Raw genomic sequence first — 22,524 nt, 5'->3', positions numbered from 1 at the left:
GCTAACACTCCTTATTTACGTATTTGGCCTAATGCATCCGCAATAGCAGTCGCTTCACTTGGTGTAAATGAAGATTTCGTTGTTACATAACTATGAATTTCCTGTATTTCTTTTTCATCTGCACCTTCAAATTTAGCTGGGTCAATGACGCTTTGATTAACTAAATTTAGACGCTCTCTAATTTCTATTATCATTTGTTCATTTTTATTAGTCATTTATATCACCTCTTTATCAATTTATTTTATCAAATAATGCAATCATGTAAAATTTTTATGACGATTCACCTTTAGAAATACATCAAAAACCGGTAAAATAAGTGTATGTAGTAATTAATATGGAGGTAATCAGTTATGGTAACAGTTGCATTTGTCTGTTTAGGCAATATTTGCCGTTCTCCGATGGCAGAAGGTATTATGAAGCAACGCTTACAAGATAGAAACATCACGGGGATACGTGTAAAATCTCGTGGAACGGGTAAATGGAATTTAGGTCAACCACCACACGAAGGTACGCAACAAATATTGCAAAGTCAAAATATTCCAACTGATGGAATGATTAGTGAATTGTTTGAACCGAATGATGATTTCGACTATATTATAGCGATGGACCAAAGTAATGTCGAAAATATTAAAAAAATTAATCCATCTATCAAAGGAAAGTTGTTCAAATTACTAGAATTTAGTAGTATGGAAGAAAGTGATGTACCAGATCCTTATTACACTAATAACTTTGAAGGTGTTTTTGAAATGGTGCAATCAGCTTGTGATAACTTAATTGATTATATTGTAAAAGACGCTAACTTAAGAGAGGGGTAACACACAATGAAAAATAAATTAGTTCCAGGTATATTATTAGGTGCAGTTATTGGCGGTGCAGCTACTTTAGCTGACAAATCAACACGTGAATCATTAAAACAATCTATTCAAGATGCTAAAAATGGTAACCGTCAAAGCAAACCATCTGCAATTAGCAATATTAAAGATGAAGTTCTATATTGGAAAGATGCGATTGAAGAAATCAGACGTAATAATCCTGAATTAGAAAAATCTTTAAAAGATGCTAAAGATACATTTGTAGAAAAGAAAAATAACCGTCTTAATGGTTAAGTTTCTCTATAGCATGAGCTATGCAATGACTTGATCACGTATTTAACAAGCTCGTGCTTTAATCTTGAGCATAGAATTTATATTCAATACATTCATTAAGGCTGGAACATTTATAATGTCCCAGCCTTTTACTAAACAATTATCGCACTGTTATTATTTACATTGTCTTAAAATTTTATATGGTTAACAATTATTTTTTAATATCATAATAATGTATTTACCTATTTTAATTTATACAGTATATTATTAGTAGTCATTAAAAAGTTAAGGAGATCAGATATGTCAAAGAACAAACCTACAACTTCTAAATTTTTAAATTCTATTAAAAATAAGGAACATAATAAAAATAACAAGTCTAACAAGGTTGAAACTGATCGTACATACGTTACACCTAATGAATTTCACTCCAAAGATACTAAAAAAGACAACCAAGCATTCTTTGTCTCACGTATAAATAAGCCAGCCAAATATACAAAAGATTCGAACTTTTTGTCGTATTTAGTTTATCGAATTGGTAAAGACGATGCATCTGGTTTAGCGGCACAATTATCATATTACTTTATGCTTTCTCTTTTCCCAATGTTAATCTTTCTATTAACAATCGTACCTGTAGTTGGCGTAAAGCAAGAAACAATTCAAAATATGATAAGCCAAAACATGCCACCCGACTATGCTGAACAAGTATCTCATTTAATATCAGACATAATGGATAATGCCAGTGGCGGCTTACTATCTGTTGGTTTAATTTTATCTCTGTGGTCTGCATCTAACGGTATGACAGCATTAATGAATTCATTTAATGTTGCCTATGATGTTGAAGATAGTCGTAATTTTGTCGTTGCTAAATTATTAAGCGTCGTTTTCACATTAGCCATGATTATTATTTTACCAATTGCCATGATTTTACCAGCATTTGGCGAACAAATTGGTTCATTATTATTTGGACCTCTAGGTCTAGGAGAACAAATCAGTTGGCTCTTTAGTATTGTTCGTATTGTGTTACCATTTATTATCGTCTTATTGGCATTTATGGTGCTATATACATTAGCCCCTAATGTCAAAATTAAAATATCTTCTGTTATTCCAGGAGCTGTATTTGCGACGATTGTCTTTATAGTAGGGTCATTTTTATTCGGCTATTACGTTTCTAATTTCTCGAATTATTCTAAAACATACGGTAGTATTGCAGGGATTATCATTTTAATGCTTTGGTTATATATTACTGGTTTTATTATTATTATCGGCGCTGAAATTAATGCAATTATTCACCAACGTAAAATTATCTCAGGACCAACACCTGAAGAACGCACAATGCAAGCTATTGAACAAAATAAAGATGACGAAGCTAATTTTTCTTAAGCTATATAATAAAAAAGCAAGTCACCTCGCATTTATCTAAAATGCCGGTGACTTGCTTTTTTATTGAATTAAATTATGTTGGAATGCATAGATTACTGCTTGTGTACGGTCTTGTACTTCTAATTTACTTAATATATTACTTACGTGTGTTTTAACTGTTTTAATAGTAATGTGTGATGCGCTAGCAATTTCTTGGTTAGAATAACCTTTAGCAATTAACAATAATATTTCCATCTCTCGCTCTGTCAACATCTCATAAAGCTCAGCACGTTGTTTCATACGATTACGCATTTTCACTAATACTTCTGCTTCAAACACAGCCTCACCATGATATGTCTTACGCACCGCTTCGGCAATATCACTTGCACTTGTAGTTTTTAAAATATAGCTATCTACACCTGAATCTAACGCACGATATACTTCATTATCTTCTATATAACTTGTTAACATAACTACTTTAATTTGCGGTAAGTCTTTTTTTACTTGCGCAGTTGCATCTACCCCATCCATATCATCCATAACTAAATCCATTAATATTAAATCGGGTTGTAACTTATGTGCTAATTCAATTGCTTCATTACCTGACTTACCTTCGCCTACTACTTCTATATCTTGTTGTGTTGATAAATAACTAGAAATTCCAATACGAACCATTTCATGGTCATCTACAAATAATACTTTAATTGGCATCTATATCCTCCTTATCTAATGGTGCTTTCACTTCTATTCTAGTACCTGAATCAGGCAGCGATACAATATGGAATGTGGCACCTATTTCTAATGCACGCTCCCGCATATTTTTCAATCCATAACTTTGTTCAGCTTTATCATCTACGTTAAAACCAATACCGTTATCTTGAATACGTAATAATAAATATGCTTCTTGATTAAATAATTCAATTGTTACTTTTGTACCGTTGGAATGACGTAATGTATTGGATATCGCTTCTTGCGTAATACGAAACAAATGATCTTCAATACCTTTAGGTACAGTAAAATCTTCAATATCATGTATGACCTTCATTGGTACTTTTTTCTGTAAATCGACAACTAAATCTTTAATACCTTCGCCGAGAGACTTATCTTTTAAACCAATTGGTCTTAAATGTAGTAATAATGCTCTCATTTCTAGTTGAGAATCTTGTACCATTTTTTCTAATGTAGGGATTTGTTGATCTAACGGTGGTGTTAATTGGGATTCTTTGATAGCTGATAACATCATGCTAGCTGCAAAAAGTTGCTGACTCACTGAATCATGTAATTCCCTAGCCAATCTTTGTCGTTCATCTTCGATTATTTTTTTAACTTTGACATCGTTTAAATTATAAGATTCATTTGTTAAATTTTGGGTCTTCATTCGCAGTTTATGTACTTCTTGATTGAGTGGAACTAACGTTTGATAGAGCTCTATAGTTTCATTATAAAGTTCTATATCTTGGTCATTAATCCCTACTGTTTCTCCTTCAATTGAACGTTCAATTTGTGTTTGTAGCCAATGGTTTTGCTGGTTTATTTTATAAGCTAAAACCGATCCTACAATGATACATAATAAAATTATGAGCAAATTTAAAAATAAAAATACTGGAATACCAAATATTTGGGTATAAAACATACCTTGAAAATACATAATATTTACAAATATTTTATCTATAAAGAAAAAAGCAATTAATGTACTATATACTAATATTAGCATAGAGCCTATTGCTCTAATGTAGTGATTCATCTATAAATCACCTCAACATCTCCTATTAAACTAGATACGTATATATTTACATTGTAATTTTCTTCTTTGGTTTCTTCATTAATTTTAATGTTATTATTTTCAATTTTATATGATTTATCATTGAGATAAGCATTGCCATACAAAGCACTAAAATGGAAATTCAAATTGTAATTAAGTGGTACGATAATTTGAATGCGACCAATGAGTTGTCTTACTACAATAGTATTATTTTCTTTAATGTTGGCTGCTTTTGTCATATCAATGTGTATATCGCCAATACCATGTTGTATTTGTAAATCTTCCCATTTGTATACATACACAGGTGTACGTTGTTCACCAAACCATTTTTGTTTTATAAATTCTGGATTGTCCACTTCAGATTCAGCTGCAACAACTTTTAAAGGTTTGAATTTGTAAATAAGATACTTTACAATCAAAGCTACTAAAAAGATAAATAAAATAATGATCGTATATTTATTTGATAGCAATGTAAAAGCAATTAATAACACACCTATCCAAAAAGATAACAACCCTCTTATCTTATGGAAATATACATAGCCTACATAAACTAAGATACATCCTAATAACAACACTAATAAAAAGCCAATTTTCTCAAAAAAGATATAGTAAAAATTGGCTATAATCATCAATGCTGTAAAGATAATCAACATCTCTGTCGATATATACTTATGTGTCATGGTTCGCCACCTTTCTTTAAGCGACTAAACTTATGCGTTCGATTAAATCACATTCTGTTTCTGTGTTGATTTTTTCTTTTGCTTGTAGTGATAAATCTGTCTCAATACGTGCATAGTCAGCTTCCATTACATTTAACTTTTGTTTTATTGCTTCAATATCATCATGTTCAATTTCTTCTGCACAGTCAATATATTCTTCTTCAATCATATCGATATATTTATTTTCTAATCTTAATGCGAGACTGTCAATCATCTTACCTATGTAGTCCCTTTTTTGCACTAAATAGTTAATATAGCGTTCGATACTTTTAAGTTTTTGATCTAAATGTTCACGGTATGTGTTTAAACTAACTTCCATTGTTTGTTGACACACACGATTTAAATAAGTTGTAATATAATTCATGAAACCACCTCATCATTGATTAGATTTCATTATAAAAAATTACCGGAACCAATCCTATAGGCTCCGGAACCATATTACATTAAGACTTTAGACCGAACATTATTAATCAATTTTAGTTGTTAATAATGGGCCATCCTTCGTGACAATTACAGTATGTTCTATTTGGGCAACATAACTTTTATTTTTTGTTTCAAATGCCCATTCATTTTTGCCTTCTGTAACAAATGTTGCATTAGATGAAATGAATGGTTCAACAGCAATAACTGTGCCTTCTTTTAATAATGTTTTATCTTTTGGATCATAGTAATTCATCACGTGACTTGGTGCTTCATGTAATGATTGCCCTACGCCATGACCAGTTAAATTTTTAATAACTGTAACATCATTTTTACGTGCTGTAGCATGTACTGCCTTACCTATTTGACTTAATTTTGTTCCAGGTTTAACTTTCGTCATAGCCGCATCGAATGCTTCTAATGCCACATCACATACTTTTTGTTTCATTGGATTGTCTGCTTCACCTACTACAAATGAAATACCTGTATCTGCATAGTAACCATTTTTTAAAGCTGAAACATCAATATTTACTAAGTCTCCTTCACGAATGACACGTTTGCCAGGAATACCATGTGCGACTTCTTCATTTACGCTAATGCATGTTTGTCCTGGAAAGTTTTCGTCATGTATAGGTGCAGATAATGCTCCATGTTGTTCAAATAATTCTTTTGCGATATCATCTAATTCTTTTGTTGTAATACCAGGTACTGTTGCTTCTTGCATTTTATCTCTTATTAAAGCACAAATATACCCAATATCTTTCAAGGCTTGTAATTCTTCATTTGTTTTTACAATCATTTTATCCCGATCCTTTTTATAAAATTATATTACTTATTATTATAGCAGAAAAATTTTGATATAATAACTTACAGTATTAGAATACATACTAGTTTAACATTTTAACTTTTCAAATTACATAAACAGTTTTACACATCTGGTTATTACGATTAGGAGTTTTGAACTATGAACGATAAATGGTATAAAAATATTATTGGTGCACGTACACTTAAAACAGGACTAGCAACATTCTTAACAGCGCTCTTCTGTATGCTGCTAAATTTAAATCCTATTTTTGCTATATTGACAGCAGTCGTAACAATTGAACCTACTGCAAAAGCGTCAATAAAAAAAGGATACAAAAGACTACCTGCCACTGTTATTGGTGCACTTTTAGCTGTTATATTTACTTACCTATTCGGTGATCAATCTCCATTATCCTATGCGTTAAGTACTATGTTTACCATTTTAATTTGTACCCGCTTAAATTTACATGCAGGTACTACTGTTGCTACTTTGACAGCAGTTGCAATGATACCTGGTATACATGACGCATATATTTTTAATTTCTTTTCTAGATTACTAACTGCCTTTATTGGTTTAAGTACTGCGGCATTAGTCAATTTTATTATCTTGCCCCCAAAATATTATAATCAACTTGATCAACTAATTAAAGAGACTGAGTCTAAAATGTACAGTTTATATAGTAATCGCATGCAACAATTATTACTCAGTCAATTTAAATCCGAACAGTCAAACCAACAACTTAACCAATTATTAGATGCGAGCAAAAAAATAGAAACTTTAATTAATTATCAAAACGATGAATTAGCATATCATAAAAACGATAAGCAAGAATGGATAAAATTAAAAAAACTTCAAACTTTAGCACAAACAGATCGCCTTTTTATTTCTCATTTATCGAACATTATATATCTACCTAAACGCACAGCAATTGGCTTTGATATTGAAGAAAAATACGCAATCTTATCCATTGCAAATAGTATTAACCAAATAATAGCAACAGGTCATTTCAAAAGAGAAAAGCAAAGTGCTTCTATATTAAAAAATTCAGTTAAAGGACTGGATGAATTCGATGAACATCAACTTAAAAGTCACATCATTTACGAAATTTTATTGATTTATCGTATTTTAGATGAACGCTATGCGTAATCATAATACATATGAAAAACCACTAAGTATGCTTACTTAGACTTTCAAAACATAAACACCTCCTTCACATTAATTTGCAAAGGGGGTATTTGTTTATTTTATCTATATAGTTTTTTCATAAAAGTAGTGTCTATCAGGCGTTCATCATTTATTTTACTAACTACATTGCTAATTTTTTAAGGTTCATGGCAGGACAAATTAGTGTGTTATTTATGAAAACTTTGGAATCCATATATCGTCCATCGAGCAAACTATACTGTTCTTTTGCATCGCCCAATCTTCTCTCAAATCACTCTTTTTTATCTTTTAATTTATATATTATTATATTGGCAGTGCTTTGGGCCGACTCCTGCGGGAAGAGCACCAGCCGAAGACTACAGGATGAGGCAGTGCCCGCGGAAAGCGTGCACAAAAACTGCCAACAAAGCCATAAACTTAGTAGACAATCTAAAAACCACTAAGTAAGTAAACTTAGTGGTTTTATTAATAGCTACTTTTTATTATTTTTCACGCGCTTAACTATAACTTGTTTTGCCGCTTCTTCTACTGTATTGTCTAATTGTTTTGGTTCGAAAGTAATACCTTTTCTCTCACATGCTTTTTCTAATAAGTAATCTGTTAATTCGTGATTTTTAGGCAATATTGGTCCATGTAAATATGTACCTAATAAGTTTTTATAATGAATACCTTCTTTGCCGTCTGTATCATTATTGCCGAATCCATGTGTGACTTTACCTAAAGTGCCAAACGAATGATATGTTCGACCACCATGATTTTCAAACCCTACAATAGTACCGAATGTGTCACTCTCTATTACAATATCACCAGTTAAACGCTCTTCTTTAGATTGTGTGTAAAAATCCAAAATATTTAAACCTTCTAATTCTGTACCGTCTGGTGTTATATATTTACTACCTAAAAATTGATAACCGCCACAAATTGTTAAGCCTGGCATACCATCTTCAATAGCTTCTTTTAAAGTGTTTTTAATTTTACTTAATTCTTGGGTTGCTAGCGCTTGTTCTCTGTCGCTTCCACCACCAATGAAGAATAAATCACAATTTTCTAAAGTTACACCTTTAGTTTGGTTTATATCTTCGACATGAATTGTTATATTGCGTTGTTTTGCCCGTTGTTTTAATGCGATAATGTTGCCAATATCACTATATAAATTTAATTTATCTGGCATGAAATGATAAATGGTCAGTTCTTTCATTTAGTTTGCCTCCCCAAAAGAACGATTTAACTGATCTAACATAGGTGCTAATGAAGTATAATTTGGAATTGCTACTGTAAAACTAGCATAATTCATTGTTAGTGCTGACGCTTTGTGAATATCTTTTTCTACGATAATTGGAGCCGTTATTTCAGCTAGCTTTAATCGTAAATGTAATTCTTCTGCTCTATTCCCAGTTACAATTATTGCTTCGATAGTTTGACGTGATAACTTTTCAAAATCTGCATCATAAATCCATGATGTATCTCGACCGTCTGCTGGATTGTCATTTAAACCTAAAACATATACTTTGCTACCTTCTATTTTTTCACCTACTGACAGACTGGCATTCATACCTGCAGGGTTTTTAGCTAAGTTAATCATGGCCTCTTTTTCCCCATGTTTAAAATACTGCATGCGTCCATTTTGTGATGTATATGTTTCAAAGCCTTTACGAATAAGGTCATCTTCTAAACCTAATTCTCGTAAAACTGTGTAAGCAGCTAATGAGTTATATGCGTTAAAATCTCCTGCTATTTTCATGTTCATAGTGGTTTCATTCACTACCATATTTATAAATGGTGATAATGTAAATTCAGAAATCTCATATTTAGGTTGTTCACGCTTGAACCCACACGCACAGTGATAATGTCCAATTTGATTATAATGTATATAGTCATAATATAATAATTTTCCACAGTTTGGACAATATTTACTTTCATTCATTGTACTTTGCTCAAATTGATGGGCATTTTTTTCGATACCATAATATAAAACTGTATCGCTCGCTATTTTTAATCTACTAACAAAAGGATCGTCTGCATTTAACAATAATTTTATTCCCTTATTTTCAATTGCTTTAGCAATATTATTAACCATTATATCAATTTCACCAAAACGGTCCATTTGATCTCTGAAAAAGTTAGTAAATACCATCATTGTCGGAGTCATCTCTTTTAATACTCTTGGAATACTACCCTCGTCTATCTCAATAACAGCTATTTTTGTATTAGCCGTATTTTGTAATATGAATGCTGAAGTGATACCAGCAGCCATGTTAGCTCCTTCATTATTATGTATAATGTCAATATCATTTTTCTTTAAAGTGTGACCAATTAAATTAGATGTAGTTGTTTTCCCATTTGTACCACTAATAAATACAATTTCATCTACTTTTGAAGCTAAATTTTTCAATATATTTTTATCCACTTTTCGCGCAATTTGGCCAGGTAAGTCTGTTCCTTTCTTACCGACAGCTCTACTAGCTGACCTTGCCAATTTGGCTAATCGAGTTGCAGTCCAATGTCTCATAAGTTTCCTCCCTTAATTATTCGCTAAAATATTATAACACGATTTAAATGCTTTCCAAACCATTCTCAATTAAAAAGGTTTGACAATACACAGATTGTAACTATTATTATTTACTAAAAACAATGGTTTTGCTATACTTGTACCAATTACATCAATAGGAGGCTGTTATTTATGTTAAATAAAGAATTGTTAAATGCTTTAAATGAACAAATGAACCATGAATTTTTTGCAGCACATGCTTATATGGCAATGGCTGCATACTGTGATAAAGAGTCCTATGAAGGTTTTGCAAATTTTTATATCCAACAAGCAAAAGAAGAACGTTTCCATGGTAAGAAAATTTATGATTATATCAATGATCGTGGTGAGCATGCCGTATTTTCTGCTATATCAGCTCCTAAATCAGAATTCAAAAGTATCTTAGAAACTTTTGAAGATGGACTAACTCAAGAGCAAGATGTTACTCGTAGATTTTACAACTTATCAGATATCGCGAACAAAGATAAAGATTATGCTACTATTTCATTTTTAAACTGGTTCTTAGATGAACAAGTAGAAGAAGAATCAATGTTTGAAACTCATATTGATTACTTAAAACGCATTGGCGATGACCACAATACGTTATATCTATATGAAAAAGAGCTTGCTGCACGTTCTTTTGATGAAGAGGAATAATAAGTTTCATCTAATAAATTAATACGATACATTACCATGAGGTTGGGACGTGTGATTATTGTTTGAAGTACCTATAATGAGGACTCAGATTTTAAGCACTGCTGTCACAATCTCATGTTTATTATATAATAAATATTATCTATTGTATGTTAAAATACCTCGTGAACTATTTTTTTATAGTAATATGTCTAAAACTCATTTTCACACAGAAAGGATTTAAAGCTAATGAACGATAATGCCTTCGTAGCACTTGATTTTGAAACTGCAAATGGAAAACGTACTAGTATTTGTTCTATAGGTATGGTCAAAGTTGTGAACCATGAAATCGTAGAAACTTTTTATACGCTCGTCAATCCTCATGATTACTTTTCACAACAAAACATAGCAGTTCATGGTATACAAAGTAGTGATGTCAAATCAGCTCCAACTTTCGCAGAAGTATATCCTTATATGATGCAATTTATCAATCAATTACCAGTGGTAGCTCATAATGCTTCTTTTGATATGACTGTACTACATGAAAGTATCAAGTATATTCACTGTGATACACCAGCTATGACGTATTTTTGCTCATTGCAATTAGCACGACGTACTGTCAGTAACTCGCGTTATGGGTTAAACCATATGATGAAATTTTATAATTTAGATTTTCATGGACATCATGATGCGCTTAACGATGCTAAAGCTTGTGCTATGATTACGTTTCGCCTATTAAAACACTATGATAACTTACAAGCCATGTTAAACGTCTATGGTAAACAATTACAAGATAAGGATTAATTTAAATAATCATATATCGTCATATTTTCAAATGTCGTTTTTTCTAAATTTCCAACAGTTACTCCTACTAACCGAATCGGTACATCCGCTTCTTTTAATTCTGTAAACAAAGCATACGCAATATTGTATATATCTGTTTCAGACCTCACTGGCTCTCTCAAACTTCGTTGCTTAGAGTATGTTTCAAATTTATATGTCTTGATTTTTACGGTTACTGTTTTGGCTGACTTTTGTAATTTTGCTAATCTTTCAGCTGTTTTAGTGCTCAGTTCCCATACCTTTTGCAGTATTGCCTCATCATCATTCATATCTGTAGCAAAAGTACGTTCAGTACCTACTGATTTACGAATTCGCGTAGGCTTTACTAAATTATGATCGATACCTCGGGCTTTATTATATAAGCCGTGACCTCGCTTCCCAAACAACCGCACTAAATTATATTCACTTTGTTCATATAAATCTCGGCCACAAAAAATTTCATGGTCGTGCATTTTCTGTTTAGTTGCTTTTCCAATACCGGGAAAGTCTCCAATATCTAGCCCCATTAAAATGTCATGCACATTATGATAATCAATAATTGTTAAGCCATTAGGTTTATTCATACCACTCGCTAATTTTGCTAGAAATTTATTGTATGAAACACCTGCAGATGCTGTGAGCTGTGTTTGCTCCCATATATCACGTCTGATAAATTGTGCAATCGTTGATGCTGGTAAGTCAGGTCTCACTAAATGTGTTATATCTAAATATGCTTCATCCAATGATAGTGGCTCAACAATTTCAGTATAACTTTTAAAAATGCTCATAATAATTTTTGAGGCCGCTCTATATGCTTCAAAACGATGCGTTACATAATAACCATTGGGACATAATTTATGCGCTTGAGCCATAGGCATTGCTGAGTGAACACCATATTTCCTTGCTTCATATGAAGCCGTAGACACTACACCTCGTCCACTTGCTTTACCACCTACTATGACTGGTTTCCCTTTTAAAGATGGATTATCTCTCGTTTCAACTTGTGCAAAAAAGTAATCCATGTCAATATGAATTATTCGTCTTTCATGCATAACTTTTCCCTCCTGCACAATAATTTGTTCATCCATGTATCATCAACCAGTTAAATTATAATACAATCAAACAAAAAACACTCCAAAAGCTTGTCCTACTGACATGTTGGAGTGAATCATTTGTACTATTATTTTGTTTCTGATTGTACTTCTTGTAATGGTGATTCTGTGTAATAAATTAGACCTTCTTCAGTGTCTTCAATGTATTTCACTTTATTATTTAATACTCCCATTACAAAATATAAATCAAGAAGACAATAACCTATATGAAAACTTCCAATAAATATTAATGATGAATAAGAAAAGAATAAGAATAATATTGAAAGTACTGTTGTTATAACAACTAACGGTGTAAGTATGATTATGGCATATTGCCATTTTTTAAAGTAAACGTTAGGCATATGTGTTGATATTATGCCAAAGTGGAAGCGATGAATAGGCTTATTTCCTTTGGAAAAACCTCGGAATAACAAGTTATGAATAAATTCATGTATAACTGCTACAACTACAAATCCAATCACACCGAAAAGTATATTCAATATTAAATTTTGTTCTATGATATGCGTATACGCATAAGCAATTTTATATGAACACAAAATGGTAATCATAATAACCGCAAGTTGAAACAATGCAAAGCGCTCTAGCGCCTTTTTATTTGAAAACAAACTAACTTTAAACACTATTCACCCTCCTCACTCAATCACATTAATATTAATTTCAATTTTGATTATAAATGCCTATATTATAAAATTCAATAAAATAAATTGTCTGTAATATAGTTTTAATAAACTTTTCCATATTGAAACATTTTACACTGCATCATTCGTTAGATGTCAAGCGTTCAAAAAGCGCCACTGTTTCTACATGAGTTGTTTGTGGAAACATATCGACTGGTGTAATTTGGGTAAGATTATATTTTGTTGCAAGTATTTGTGCATCACGTTGTTGTGTAGAAGGATTACAAGATATATAGACTATTTTTTTGGGTTCTAAGGCTAATAATGTATTTAAAAATGTTTCATCACAGCCTTTTCTTGGAGGGTCTACCATCACAACATCTGGGTGTACTCCTTCTTGTTTCCATTGTAAGATAACATCTTCAGCTTTACCACAGACGAAAGTTGTATTTTCAAATTCATTAAGTTGAGCATTTTGCTTAGCATCCTCGATTGCTTCTTTGACTACTTCGACACCATAAACATGTTTTGCTTTAGGAGCCATATATAACCCGATTGTACCAATACCACAATACGTATCTAGTACTATTTCATTTCCTGCTAAATTAGCATAATCAATAGCTTTTTGATAAAGTTTTTCAGTCTGAGCAGAATTGATTTGATAAAAGGATTGATCACTGATTTTAAATGTAATTTCACTTAAAGTATCAATGATTTTATCTTCACCATATAATGTATATGACTGATCACCCATAATGACATTAGAATGTGTCGTATTAATATTTTGCTTAATACTCGTCACTTGGGGAAAGTTCTGTATTAAACGTGAAATAAGTTGTTGAGCTTGCGGGAATTGTTTTCCATTAGTGACTAAAATCACCATTAAATCGTTTGTATGATGACCAGTACGAACTACTAAATGACGCAACAAACCTTTTTTTGTTTTTTCATTATAAATACTAATATTTAATTCATTACAACATTGTTTAATAAAATTCATCATGTGTTGATGTTGTTCATCTTGTATTAGACACTCGTCCATATTAATAATATCGTGACTTCTCTGACGGTAAAAGCCCATTATTGCTTGGTCATCACTATTTTTCCCAATAGGAATTTGTGATTTATTTCTATATCGCCATGGATTAGTCATCCCAATAGTATCGCCTATAATTGTTGAGTTAAAATTAGCTTTTCTATGAAATAATGTGATAACTTGTTCTTTTTTCATCGCTAATTGTGCTTCATAACTCATATGTTGTAACTGACAGCCACCGCATTTATAGTAATACACACAAGGTGGTTCCACTCGCTCAGGGCTTGTTGTCGCTATTGTTAGTAATTTACCTATGGCAAAATTCTTTTTTACCTTGATAATTTTAAATTCAATCGTTTCATCAATTAAAGAATTAGGCACAAAAATAGGATAACGATCAATTTTTACTACACCATGTCCTTCATGTGTTAGGTCCACTACTTTTCCAGTTCTTACTTCGTTTTTTTGAATAGTATTCACAGTCATTCACTCCATACTAAAAGAGGCTAGGATGTTTTTAGATATTTACCTAACCTCTTATTATTAAACTACGTGCTCGTATATTACATTTATTATTGCTCTGTTAACTCACTGATTGTTACATCACTAGGTGTGAATACTTCGATGTGTTGCTTTAAGTTTAAAAAGTTACCAGGTAATTTGCCTCCATATTCTCCATCAACATTTAGCTGCATATCTGTATATGAAGAAATATTAATTGCTTTTGCTTTTTTATAATGAACTTTCGGATGTTTAGTATGTTCTCCTCTAGAAGCCAAAGTCATAATATGTCCTAATTCTGCTAGGTTTGCTTTCTCAACTATAATAAGTGAAAAATAGCCATCATCTAACTTAGCGTCAGGTACTAACTTTTCAAAGCCAGCCATAGAATTAGTTAACCCAAGCAAGAATAGTAAAGCTTCACCTTGGAAAACTTCATCGTCATATTGGATTCTTAAATCAACTGCCTTCATCTGAGGTAACATTTCAAAGCCTTTGATATAGTAAGCAAATGGTCCAACAATTGTTTTCAACTTACTAGGTGTCTCATAAGATACTTGTGTTAATTGGCCACCTGCAGCTAAGTTTATAAAATATCTGTTATTCATTTTTCCTATATCGACCTTAGTTATGTGATTATCGATAATAACATCAATAGCACTCATGATATCATTAGGCAAATGTAAAGCTCGTCCAAAGTCATTGACTGTCCCCATAGGTATAATACCTAATTTAGGTCTGTTGGGTTGTTCAGCAATCCCATTAACGACCTCATTTAAAGTGCCATCTCCACCTGCAGCTATTAATACATCATAATTTCCTTGCAAAGCTCTTTGGGCTTCTTCAGTTGCGTCTCCACTTTTCTCGGTAGCATAAGCGCTTGTTTCAAATCCTGCTTTTTCTAGTTTAATTAAAACGTCTGGCAATGTTCTTTTAAAAAGCTCTTTGCCTGACGTTGGATTATAAATAATTCTAGCTTTTTTTCTCATAATTTATCCCTCAACTTAGTATACTCATCTTATATATTAAAGGATTTAGAAACGAGTTGAAAGCATTTCAATTATATATTTTTGTCTCAACTCAAATTTTTCACACAATAAGTTACCTGCGAGTAATTTATTGTGCTCGCAGGTAACTGAAAATAACTATAGATTTAACTTACAATTAACGTTTATCCAATTCTTGTTTTAATAATTGATTAACTAATTGTGGGTTTGCTTGTCCTTTAGAAGCTTTCATGATTTGGCCAACTAAATATCCCATAGCTTTGCCTTTACCATTTTTATAATCTTCAACAGATTGTTCATTATTATCCAACGCTTCATTGACGAATTTTAATAATGTTGCTTCATCAGAGATTTGTACTAATCCTTTGTCTTCCATAATTTGTTTTGCATCGCCACCATTTTCTGCTAGCTCTGGGAAGACTTTTTTAGCAATCTTACTACTCATTGTGCCATCTTCTATTAAATTAATCATGCCAGCTAAGTTCTCTGGTGTTAATTGAGTGTCTTGTAATTCTACTTGATTTTTATTCAAATATTCATTTACCCCACCCATTAACCAGTTTGATGTTAATTTAATATCTGCTCCAGCTTTTACTGCACCTTCAAAGAAATCTGACATTTCTTTTGTCAGTGTTAAGACGTGGGCATCATATGCTGGTAAACCATAATCGGAAACATATTTTGCTTTACGTGCATCTGGTAATTCTGGAATAGTTTGACGTACACGTTCTTTCCACGCTTCATCAACGTATAGCGGTACGATATCTGGTTCTGGGAAGTAACGATAGTCATCTGAACCTTCTTTAACACGCATTAAAATTGTTTTGCCATTTGATTCATCAAATCTGCGTGTTTCTTGTAAGATTTCTCCACCGTTTAATAATTCTTCTTCTTGGCGTTTTTCTTCATATTCTAAACCTTTACGCACATAGTTAAAGGAGTTTAAGTTTTTTAATTCAGCTTTTGTACCGAATTCCATTTGCCCGTATGGACGTAATGATATATTAGCGTCACAACGTAATGAACCTTCTTCCATTTTACAATCAGAAACACCTGTATATTGAATAATAGAACGTAGTTTTTCTAAGTATGCATATGCTTCTTTAGGAGAACGAATATCTGGCTCTGATACAATTTCAACTAATGGTGTACCTTGTCTATTTAAATCAACAAGTGAGTAACCATCTTTATGTGAGGATTTCCCAGCATCTTCTTCCATATGCAAACGTGTAATACCAATACGTTTTGTTTCACCATCTACTTCAATATCAATATAACCATTTTCACCTATTGGTTGGTCAAATTGAGAAATTTGATATGCTTTTGGATTATCAGGATAAAAATAGTTTTTACGATCAAATTTAGATTCAGTTGCAATATCCATATTTAAAGCCATTGCAGCTCTCATAGCCCAATCGACTGCACGTTTGTTAACAACTGGTAATACACCTGGATATGCAAGGTCAATTACGTTAGTATTTGAGTTTGGTTCAGCTCCAAAATGTGCAGGGGCTGGTGAAAACATTTTTGATTCGGTTTTTAACTCAACGTGGACTTCAAGTCCGATAACAGTTTCAAAATGCATTATTTCCACTCCTTATAAGTTTTCGTATTCATCATGAAGATTAAATTTAGTTTCATATTGATAAGCGACACGATATAACGTTTTTTCATCGAACGGTTTACCAATGAATTGTAAGCCAATTGGGCGACCATTTGATTGACCACAAGGAACAGAAATACCTGGTAACCCAGCTAAGTTAACTGGTGTAGTTAATAGGTCATTTGCATACATTGTTAAAGGATCGTCAATTTCATCTCCAATGTTGAAAGCAGTTGTAGGTGTTGTTGGTCCTACTACTACATCATAATCTTCAAAGATATTATCGAAGTCGTTTTTAATTAATGTTCTAACTTTTTGTGATTTTTTATAAAATGCATCATAGTATCCAGAACTTAGAGCGAATGTTCCTAAGAAAATACGACGTTTTACTTCTTCGCCGAAGCCTTCACTTCTTGACATTTTATATAATTCTTCAAGTGAGTTTGCTTCTGGTGAATGATAACCATAACGAATACCATCAAAACGAGATAAGTTTGATGATGCTTCTGATGATGCAATTACATAATATGATGGAATACCGTATTTCGTATTTGGTAATGATACTTCTTCAACAGTGGCACCTAATGATTTTAAAGTGTCTACTGCAGTTTTAACTGATGCCTTAACTTCTTCATCAATTCCTTCACCTAAATACTCTTTAGGTAACGCAATTTTTAATCCTTGAATATCTTGACCAATAGTAGAAGTGAAATCCACATTTTCAACTGGTGCACTTGTTGAATCATTTTCATCAACACCAGCAATAGCTTCAAGAACTAATGCATTATCTTTAACGTTGCGCGTTAATGGTCCAATTTGGTCTAATGAAGAGGCAAATGCTACAAGTCCAAAACGTGATACTCTTCCATATGTAGGTTTCATCCCAACTATGCCGCAATATGCTGCAGGTTGACGAATGGAACCTCCTGTATCAGTACCTAATGTAAATGGAACTAAACCAGCTGCTACTGCTGCTGCAGAGCCACCAGAAGAACCACCAGGTACAGCTGTATGATCGAATGGGTTTACTGTTTTCTTGAAATAAGAAGTTTCTGTAGAACCACCCATTGCAAATTCATCTAAATTTACTTTCCCGACTAATACAGCATTTTCAGCTTTCAATTTATTCATCACTGTTGATTCATATATCGGTACAAAGCCTTCTAACATTTTACTAGCACATGTCGTTTCGACACCTTCAGTAATAATGTTATCTTTGATTCCCATTGGAATACCAAAAAGTTTACCTTCCATTTGATCCTTAGCTTGTAAGTCATCTAATTCTTTAGCTTTTTGTAATGCATTTTCTTTATCTAAAGCTAAAAATGATTTTATTGTAGGATCTGTTTCTTCAATTGCATCATATATATCACTTACAATTTGTGATGGTGTTACTTCTTTATTTTTAATTAAAGTTATTAGGTTTTCCACAGATTCGTAACGGATGGTCATTTTAAGCGTCCTCCTCATTCATGATAGATGGTACTTTAAATTGTCCATCTTCCGTTTCTTTTGCATTTTTTAATGCTTGCTCTTGAGGAATACCCTCTATCGCTTTGTCTTCTCTTAATACATTTTGTAAATCAAGGACATGATATGTTGGTTCAATATCGCTTGTCTTTGCAGAATCTATTTGATTGGCAAAATTTAAAATTGTTTCTAACGTTTCTTGCATTTCTGTAGTTTCTTCTTCTGAAATTTGAAGTCTAGCTAAATTTGCTATATGTTCAACTTCTTCACGTGTAACTTTAGCCATTAAATAAAAAGCCTCCTTTTACTCATTCATTACAAAATTGTACCAAAATTCGCCTTAAAAATCTAAGTATTTTAATAAATATTCAATTTATTACTAACTTCATCTCCATTATTTAGTAATTGTTACTTATTTTTACAAATAAATATTACTCTGTCCGATGTGCCTTTCATATTCAATTCAAAATAGGAGTAAGATTGAAGTCTACGCGTTCATTGTTGACTTCAATCTTACTCCCTTAAATATAAACTCACATATTTAACTTACAATTTTCTTTTGTTTACAATCATAGACATTACTATCTTCTAGAAATGATACATACTACATGCGCTTTCGTTTTTGTATGCATATTGTGAATATATGCTAATTACTATTTTTGTAAATATGAACTTGTGGTTCATCATCATCTTTAGATTTACTAATTAAAGCTTTCGAACTGTTGCCATCTTTTATATGAATTTCATATTCATCTATATCTTTGAAATATTTATCTGCTTGTTCTGTTACATATTGCGTAATACCTATTGTCTCAGCTCTACCATAATAATCTATTGGTAAATCGACAACAAGTTCTTTGATTTTTTTATTTTCAAACTTAGCTGTACCTACAGCTTGTGTGAAATTACTAAAGTATGACTGTAAATTATCATTAAATTGTTTAAAGTTCTCATTCAAATTGTCGTCTAATTCACCTGCTTCATCAGAAGGTAATAATACCGTTTCTTGGTTAATATCATTCCACTCGTTAATTTTCGTTTTACTTTTTTCTACAGTTGTCCCTGCAATGAATTCACCTGGTATGATCGCATCTTTTCCAGATTGTTTATAAATGGCAAAATGAATTGGAATATCTTTTAAATCTTTGTTTTCACGTAATCTTGTTAATATTTCACTAGCCATTTGTTTTCCTTGTTTCTTGATTTCTTTATCATCTAGATTTTTACTGAATGTTTCCCCATCTTTTTCTTTTTGATAATAGTATGTACCATTCATCGCTAAACCAATTGTCATACCTTTGATGTTTTTACCTTTTGTATCACCGCTACCATAATAATCTTGTTCTAAAATATTAGATAAATATGCTGGAGCTTGTTCTGCAATTTTCTCAGGGTCCGTCTCACCTTTATGCGATGGATTTAACCCTAAATTTTCATTAGCATTTTTTTCTTCACGTTCATCTTTATCCATTTTGTCTATTTCATCTTTAGTATATTTCGGCTGTAAGTAGGCGTTAGTAGTATCTTTATCTAGGTATTGGCCATCTTGATATAAGTAGTCATCTGTCGGAAAAACTTGTTTACTTAACTCTAATAAGCCTGTTTCGAAATCCTCACCGTTGTAACTATTCGCCATATTGTCTTGAAGCAAACCACGACCTTGACTTTCTTTAAATGGCAAAATTGTTCTATAATTATTACCTTGTACATTTTTATCTGTCGCTATTTCCTTCACAGAGCCTTTTTTATTTTCTGTTGCTTGCTCATTGGATTTATCTGACTCTTTTTTGTTTTCTTCCGAATTGCCACATGCTGATAATACGATAATTGCTGAGATGATTAGTAATAATGTCCGTTTCATGCACTATCTCCTCTAATTCATAATTTCTTTTTGTTTTGCGATAAAGTCATTTTCACTCCATACCGTAGTACCGAATTTTTCCGCTTTCGCTAATTTAGATCCTGCATCATCACCGGCAATAACGACATCTGTTTTTTTAGTTACACTGTTAGTTACTTTGGCACCTTGTAACTCTAGCCATTGTGCAGCTTCATTTCTAGTCATTTGATGTAATTTGCCAGTTAACACAATTGTCTTATCTTTAAAGTCAGGATGTCCTTCTATATTAGTTGTACGGACCCCTTTAAAATCCATATTAACATGTTTTTCTTTTAATTTATTAATGAGTGCACGAATATCTTCGTTGTCTAAATACGTTACAACAGATTGCGCTAGCTTGTGACCTACGTCATGAATTTCAATAAGTTCTTCTTCCGTAACTTCAAATAATTTATCAATCGTACCGTATTTCTCTGCAATCACTTGACTGGCTTTTACACCTAAATGTCTAATACCTAGTCCAAACAATAACTGTTCGAGTGAATTTTCTTTTGAGGCTTCAATAGCTGATAATAAGTTACTTACTTTTTTAGTCCCCATTCTCTCTAATGGCAACAAATCTTCCTCAGTTAAATAATAAATATCCGCTACATCTTTAATTTTATTATTTTCATAAAGCTGTTGAATAATTTTTGTGCCTAGACCATCAATATTCATAGCTTGGCGAGATACAAAATGTATTAGTCCTTCAACTAATTGTGCCTGACACTTAGGATTAATGCATCTTAACGCAACTTCTCCTTCAATACGAACTAATTCGTGGTTACAGCTAGGACAATGTGTCGGCATATGATATGTTTCAACACCTTCAGGACGCCTTTCAACAATACTGTATACGACCTCTGGTATAATATCGCCTGCTTTTTTGATTACTACGCTATCACCAATTCGAATATCTTTTTCATGAATTAAATCTTCGTTATGTAATGAAGCTCTTGATACTGTTGTGCCAGCGACTCTAACTGGCTCTAAAATCGCCGTTGGTGTTACTACTCCTGTACGTCCAATACTCAATTCAATATCATGTAATTGAGTAACTACTTCTTCAGCAGGAAACTTATATGCAATTGCCCACCGTGGTGATTTTTGTGTATATCCCATTTCTTCTTGTTGTTCAATATCATTCACTTTAATGACTATGCCATCTATATCGTAAGACAGTGATTCACGTTGCTCAGTCCAATAAGATATAAATTCCAATACTTCGTCAATAGTTCCAACTTTTTTACGTTTTTGATTCGTTTTAAAACCAAGTTCATCTAATTCATCTAAAGCGCCACTTTGTGTAGTTGCATCAAATTCCGTAAAATTATTTACACTATATAAAAACACACTGAGCTTTCTTTTGGCAGCTAAACGTGCATCCAATTGTCTTAGTGAGCCTGCTGCAGCATTACGAGGGTTAGCAAATGGCTGTTCCTCGTTTTGAGCCTTTTCTTCATTTAATTTTAAAAATGAGGATCTAGGCATATATGCTTCACCGCGAACTTCAAATGTAAGTGGCTTCTTGATTTTTAATGGAATGGCATGAATGGTTTTTAAATTCTCTGTAATATCTTCACCCGTTGTGCCATCGCCACGAGTTAGACCTTTTACAAATACACCATTTTCATATTTTAATGACACTGCTAACCCATCAATTTTCAATTCACACATATACTCTACTGTGCCTATTTGATCATGTATTCGCTGGTCAAATTTCCTTAAATCTTCTTCATTAAAAGCATTTCCCAAACTTAACATAGGGGTATCGTGTTTTACTTTTTCAAACGTTGATTGTGCAGTTCCTCCCACCCTAACGGTCGGAGAATCTGCAGTTTTCATTTCAGGATGTGCTACTTCTATATCAATCAACTCGTGTAATAACTTATCATATTCACTATCTGGTACTGAAGGTTGATCTTTTACATAGTATTCATAACTATATTGATTCAATAATTGTCGTAACGTTTCAACACGTTGTTCAATTTGTTGACTCATGA

23 protein-coding genes are annotated in these 22,524 nt (G+C 32.4%); 6 read left to right on the top strand and 17 right to left on the bottom strand.

Annotation, left to right across the window (positions count from 1 at the left end; genetic code table 11):
• Nucleotides 1–11 precede the first annotated feature (11 nt).
• Entirely contained in the window at nucleotides 12–215 is a 204-nt protein-coding gene (locus MUA37_RS04695; RefSeq protein WP_142019535.1) for a DUF1128 family protein, read from the bottom strand.
• 135 nt (nucleotides 216–350) lie between these two features.
• Between MUA37_RS04695 and MUA37_RS04690 the strand changes: the two genes are divergently transcribed.
• The 3 genes from MUA37_RS04690 (at nucleotide 351) to MUA37_RS04680 (ending at nucleotide 2,465) form a co-directional block, all read left to right on the top strand.
• On the top strand, nucleotides 351–815 hold the full coding sequence (locus MUA37_RS04690) for a low molecular weight protein-tyrosine-phosphatase (RefSeq protein WP_002509184.1): 465 nt from the start codon (nucleotides 351–353) through the stop codon (nucleotides 813–815).
• 6 nt (nucleotides 816–821) lie between these two features.
• Nucleotides 822–1,106 carry a hypothetical protein gene (locus tag MUA37_RS04685; protein ID WP_002509183.1) on the top strand — a complete coding sequence of 95 codons (285 nt, stop codon included), beginning with the start codon at nucleotides 822–824 and terminating at the stop codon, nucleotides 1,104–1,106.
• Between the two features lie 279 nt (nucleotides 1,107–1,385).
• On the top strand, nucleotides 1,386–2,465 hold the full coding sequence (locus MUA37_RS04680) for a YihY/virulence factor BrkB family protein (protein WP_142019533.1): 1,080 nt from the start codon (nucleotides 1,386–1,388) through the stop codon (nucleotides 2,463–2,465).
• A gap of 60 nt (nucleotides 2,466–2,525) precedes the next feature.
• Here MUA37_RS04680 and vraR read toward each other — a convergent pair whose 3' ends face one another.
• From vraR to map, 5 genes are all read right to left on the bottom strand, one after another.
• Nucleotides 2,526–3,155, bottom strand: coding sequence for a response regulator transcription factor VraR (vraR, locus tag MUA37_RS04675; RefSeq protein WP_002509181.1), 630 nt, complete (start codon nucleotides 3,153–3,155; stop codon nucleotides 2,526–2,528).
• Nucleotides 3,145–4,188, bottom strand: a complete 1,044-nt coding sequence (gene vraS, locus MUA37_RS04670; RefSeq protein ID WP_002509180.1) for a sensor histidine kinase VraS — start codon at nucleotides 4,186–4,188, stop codon at nucleotides 3,145–3,147. Before vraS ends, vraR begins: the two co-directional genes overlap by 11 nt.
• A complete protein-coding gene (vraT, locus tag MUA37_RS04665) occupies nucleotides 4,185–4,886 on the bottom strand; it encodes a cell wall-active antibiotics response protein VraT (RefSeq protein WP_002509179.1) in 702 nt (233 codons plus the stop codon). The genes vraS and vraT overlap by 4 nt, the downstream gene beginning before the upstream one ends.
• A gap of 16 nt (nucleotides 4,887–4,902) precedes the next feature.
• Nucleotides 4,903–5,289 (bottom strand): hypothetical protein, encoded by a 387-nt coding sequence (locus MUA37_RS04660; RefSeq protein WP_002509178.1) that lies wholly within the window; start codon nucleotides 5,287–5,289, stop codon nucleotides 4,903–4,905.
• 102 nt (nucleotides 5,290–5,391) lie between these two features.
• Nucleotides 5,392–6,144: a type I methionyl aminopeptidase gene (gene map, locus MUA37_RS04655; protein ID WP_262624861.1), complete on the bottom strand. Its 753-nt coding sequence runs from the start codon at nucleotides 6,142–6,144 to the stop codon at nucleotides 5,392–5,394.
• Between the two features lie 165 nt (nucleotides 6,145–6,309).
• Between map and MUA37_RS04650 the strand changes: the two genes are divergently transcribed.
• On the top strand, nucleotides 6,310–7,296 hold the full coding sequence (locus MUA37_RS04650; protein WP_135024393.1) for an FUSC family protein: 987 nt from the start codon (nucleotides 6,310–6,312) through the stop codon (nucleotides 7,294–7,296).
• Nucleotides 7,297–7,786: 490 nt separating this feature from the next.
• Here the strand turns inward: MUA37_RS04650 and gatD are convergent, their stop codons facing one another.
• Together gatD and murT are read right to left on the bottom strand one after the other, a co-directional pair.
• Entirely contained in the window at nucleotides 7,787–8,512 is a 726-nt protein-coding gene (gene gatD, locus MUA37_RS04645) for a lipid II isoglutaminyl synthase subunit GatD (protein ID WP_002509175.1), read from the bottom strand.
• Nucleotides 8,513–9,823, bottom strand: coding sequence for a lipid II isoglutaminyl synthase subunit MurT (gene murT / locus MUA37_RS04640; protein WP_262624860.1), 1,311 nt, complete (start codon nucleotides 9,821–9,823; stop codon nucleotides 8,513–8,515).
• 171 nt (nucleotides 9,824–9,994) lie between these two features.
• Here murT and ftnA point away from each other — a divergent pair, with 171 nt between their 5' ends.
• Nucleotides 9,995–10,498, top strand: a complete 504-nt coding sequence (ftnA, locus tag MUA37_RS04635) for an H-type ferritin FtnA (RefSeq protein ID WP_002509173.1) — start codon at nucleotides 9,995–9,997, stop codon at nucleotides 10,496–10,498.
• A gap of 225 nt (nucleotides 10,499–10,723) precedes the next feature.
• A complete protein-coding gene (locus tag MUA37_RS04630; RefSeq protein WP_002509172.1) occupies nucleotides 10,724–11,278 on the top strand; it encodes a 3'-5' exonuclease in 555 nt (184 codons plus the stop codon).
• On the opposite strand, the gene dinB is transcribed toward MUA37_RS04630, so the two are convergent.
• The 9 genes from dinB to ligA form a co-directional block, all read right to left on the bottom strand.
• Entirely contained in the window at nucleotides 11,275–12,348 is a 1,074-nt protein-coding gene (gene dinB, locus MUA37_RS04625; protein WP_002509171.1) for a DNA polymerase IV, read from the bottom strand. The genes MUA37_RS04630 and dinB overlap by 4 nt on opposite strands.
• A gap of 128 nt (nucleotides 12,349–12,476) precedes the next feature.
• Entirely contained in the window at nucleotides 12,477–13,028 is a 552-nt protein-coding gene (locus tag MUA37_RS04620; RefSeq protein WP_262624859.1) for a DUF3267 domain-containing protein, read from the bottom strand.
• Nucleotides 13,029–13,167: 139 nt separating this feature from the next.
• Nucleotides 13,168–14,541 (bottom strand): 23S rRNA (uracil(1939)-C(5))-methyltransferase RlmD, encoded by a 1,374-nt coding sequence (rlmD, locus tag MUA37_RS04615; protein ID WP_021459033.1) that lies wholly within the window; start codon nucleotides 14,539–14,541, stop codon nucleotides 13,168–13,170.
• A gap of 92 nt (nucleotides 14,542–14,633) precedes the next feature.
• Nucleotides 14,634–15,551 (bottom strand): diacylglycerol kinase, encoded by a 918-nt coding sequence (locus MUA37_RS04610; RefSeq protein ID WP_002509168.1) that lies wholly within the window; start codon nucleotides 15,549–15,551, stop codon nucleotides 14,634–14,636.
• A gap of 175 nt (nucleotides 15,552–15,726) precedes the next feature.
• Nucleotides 15,727–17,154, bottom strand: a complete 1,428-nt coding sequence (gatB, locus tag MUA37_RS04605; RefSeq protein ID WP_002509167.1) for an Asp-tRNA(Asn)/Glu-tRNA(Gln) amidotransferase subunit GatB — start codon at nucleotides 17,152–17,154, stop codon at nucleotides 15,727–15,729.
• 12 nt (nucleotides 17,155–17,166) lie between these two features.
• On the bottom strand, nucleotides 17,167–18,624 hold the full coding sequence (gene gatA, locus MUA37_RS04600; RefSeq protein WP_107373921.1) for an Asp-tRNA(Asn)/Glu-tRNA(Gln) amidotransferase subunit GatA: 1,458 nt from the start codon (nucleotides 18,622–18,624) through the stop codon (nucleotides 17,167–17,169).
• Between the two features lies 1 nt (nucleotide 18,625).
• A complete protein-coding gene (gene gatC, locus MUA37_RS04595; RefSeq protein WP_002509165.1) occupies nucleotides 18,626–18,928 on the bottom strand; it encodes an Asp-tRNA(Asn)/Glu-tRNA(Gln) amidotransferase subunit GatC in 303 nt (100 codons plus the stop codon).
• Nucleotides 18,929–19,288: 360 nt separating this feature from the next.
• Nucleotides 19,289–20,503 (bottom strand): CamS family sex pheromone protein, encoded by a 1,215-nt coding sequence (locus MUA37_RS04590; RefSeq protein WP_262624858.1) that lies wholly within the window; start codon nucleotides 20,501–20,503, stop codon nucleotides 19,289–19,291.
• Between the two features lie 12 nt (nucleotides 20,504–20,515).
• Nucleotides 20,516–22,522 (bottom strand): NAD-dependent DNA ligase LigA, encoded by a 2,007-nt coding sequence (gene ligA / locus MUA37_RS04585; RefSeq protein WP_135024403.1) that lies wholly within the window; start codon nucleotides 22,520–22,522, stop codon nucleotides 20,516–20,518.
• Nucleotides 22,523–22,524 lie beyond the last annotated feature (2 nt).

It is taken from the genome of Staphylococcus arlettae (genome assembly GCF_025560845.1).
Classification (GTDB): domain Bacteria; phylum Bacillota; class Bacilli; order Staphylococcales; family Staphylococcaceae; genus Staphylococcus; species Staphylococcus arlettae.
This window is presented reverse-complemented; position numbering and strand designations above follow the sequence as displayed.

Coding starts and splice junctions, on each gene's coding strand:
- MUA37_RS04685 (WP_002509183.1), top strand. CDS start 822: ATGAAAAATAAATTAGTTCCAGGTATATTATTAGGTGCAGTTATTGGC.
- ligA (WP_135024403.1), bottom strand. CDS start 22,522: ATGAGTCAACAAATTGAACAACGTGTTGAAACGTTACGACAATTATTG.
- MUA37_RS04630 (WP_002509172.1), top strand. CDS start 10,724: ATGAACGATAATGCCTTCGTAGCACTTGATTTTGAAACTGCAAATGGA.
- vraS (WP_002509180.1), bottom strand. CDS start 4,188: ATGAATCACTACATTAGAGCAATAGGCTCTATGCTAATATTAGTATAT.
- MUA37_RS04610 (WP_002509168.1), bottom strand. CDS start 15,551: ATGAGAAAAAAAGCTAGAATTATTTATAATCCAACGTCAGGCAAAGAG.
- map (WP_262624861.1), bottom strand. CDS start 6,144: ATGATTGTAAAAACAAATGAAGAATTACAAGCCTTGAAAGATATTGGG.
- gatD (WP_002509175.1), bottom strand. CDS start 8,512: ATGAAAGAACTGACCATTTATCATTTCATGCCAGATAAATTAAATTTA.
- vraT (WP_002509179.1), bottom strand. CDS start 4,886: ATGACACATAAGTATATATCGACAGAGATGTTGATTATCTTTACAGCA.
- MUA37_RS04650 (WP_135024393.1), top strand. CDS start 6,310: ATGAACGATAAATGGTATAAAAATATTATTGGTGCACGTACACTTAAA.
- gatA (WP_107373921.1), bottom strand. CDS start 18,624: ATGACCATCCGTTACGAATCTGTGGAAAACCTAATAACTTTAATTAAA.
- vraR (WP_002509181.1), bottom strand. CDS start 3,155: ATGCCAATTAAAGTATTATTTGTAGATGACCATGAAATGGTTCGTATT.
- MUA37_RS04680 (WP_142019533.1), top strand. CDS start 1,386: ATGTCAAAGAACAAACCTACAACTTCTAAATTTTTAAATTCTATTAAA.
- MUA37_RS04695 (WP_142019535.1), bottom strand. CDS start 215: ATGACTAATAAAAATGAACAAATGATAATAGAAATTAGAGAGCGTCTA.
- MUA37_RS04690 (WP_002509184.1), top strand. CDS start 351: ATGGTAACAGTTGCATTTGTCTGTTTAGGCAATATTTGCCGTTCTCCG.
- gatB (WP_002509167.1), bottom strand. CDS start 17,154: ATGCATTTTGAAACTGTTATCGGACTTGAAGTCCACGTTGAGTTAAAA.
- ftnA (WP_002509173.1), top strand. CDS start 9,995: ATGTTAAATAAAGAATTGTTAAATGCTTTAAATGAACAAATGAACCAT.
- MUA37_RS04660 (WP_002509178.1), bottom strand. CDS start 5,289: ATGAATTATATTACAACTTATTTAAATCGTGTGTGTCAACAAACAATG.
- gatC (WP_002509165.1), bottom strand. CDS start 18,928: ATGGCTAAAGTTACACGTGAAGAAGTTGAACATATAGCAAATTTAGCT.
- murT (WP_262624860.1), bottom strand. CDS start 9,823: ATGAGACATTGGACTGCAACTCGATTAGCCAAATTGGCAAGGTCAGCT.
- dinB (WP_002509171.1), bottom strand. CDS start 12,348: ATGCATGAAAGACGAATAATTCATATTGACATGGATTACTTTTTTGCA.
- MUA37_RS04590 (WP_262624858.1), bottom strand. CDS start 20,503: ATGAAACGGACATTATTACTAATCATCTCAGCAATTATCGTATTATCA.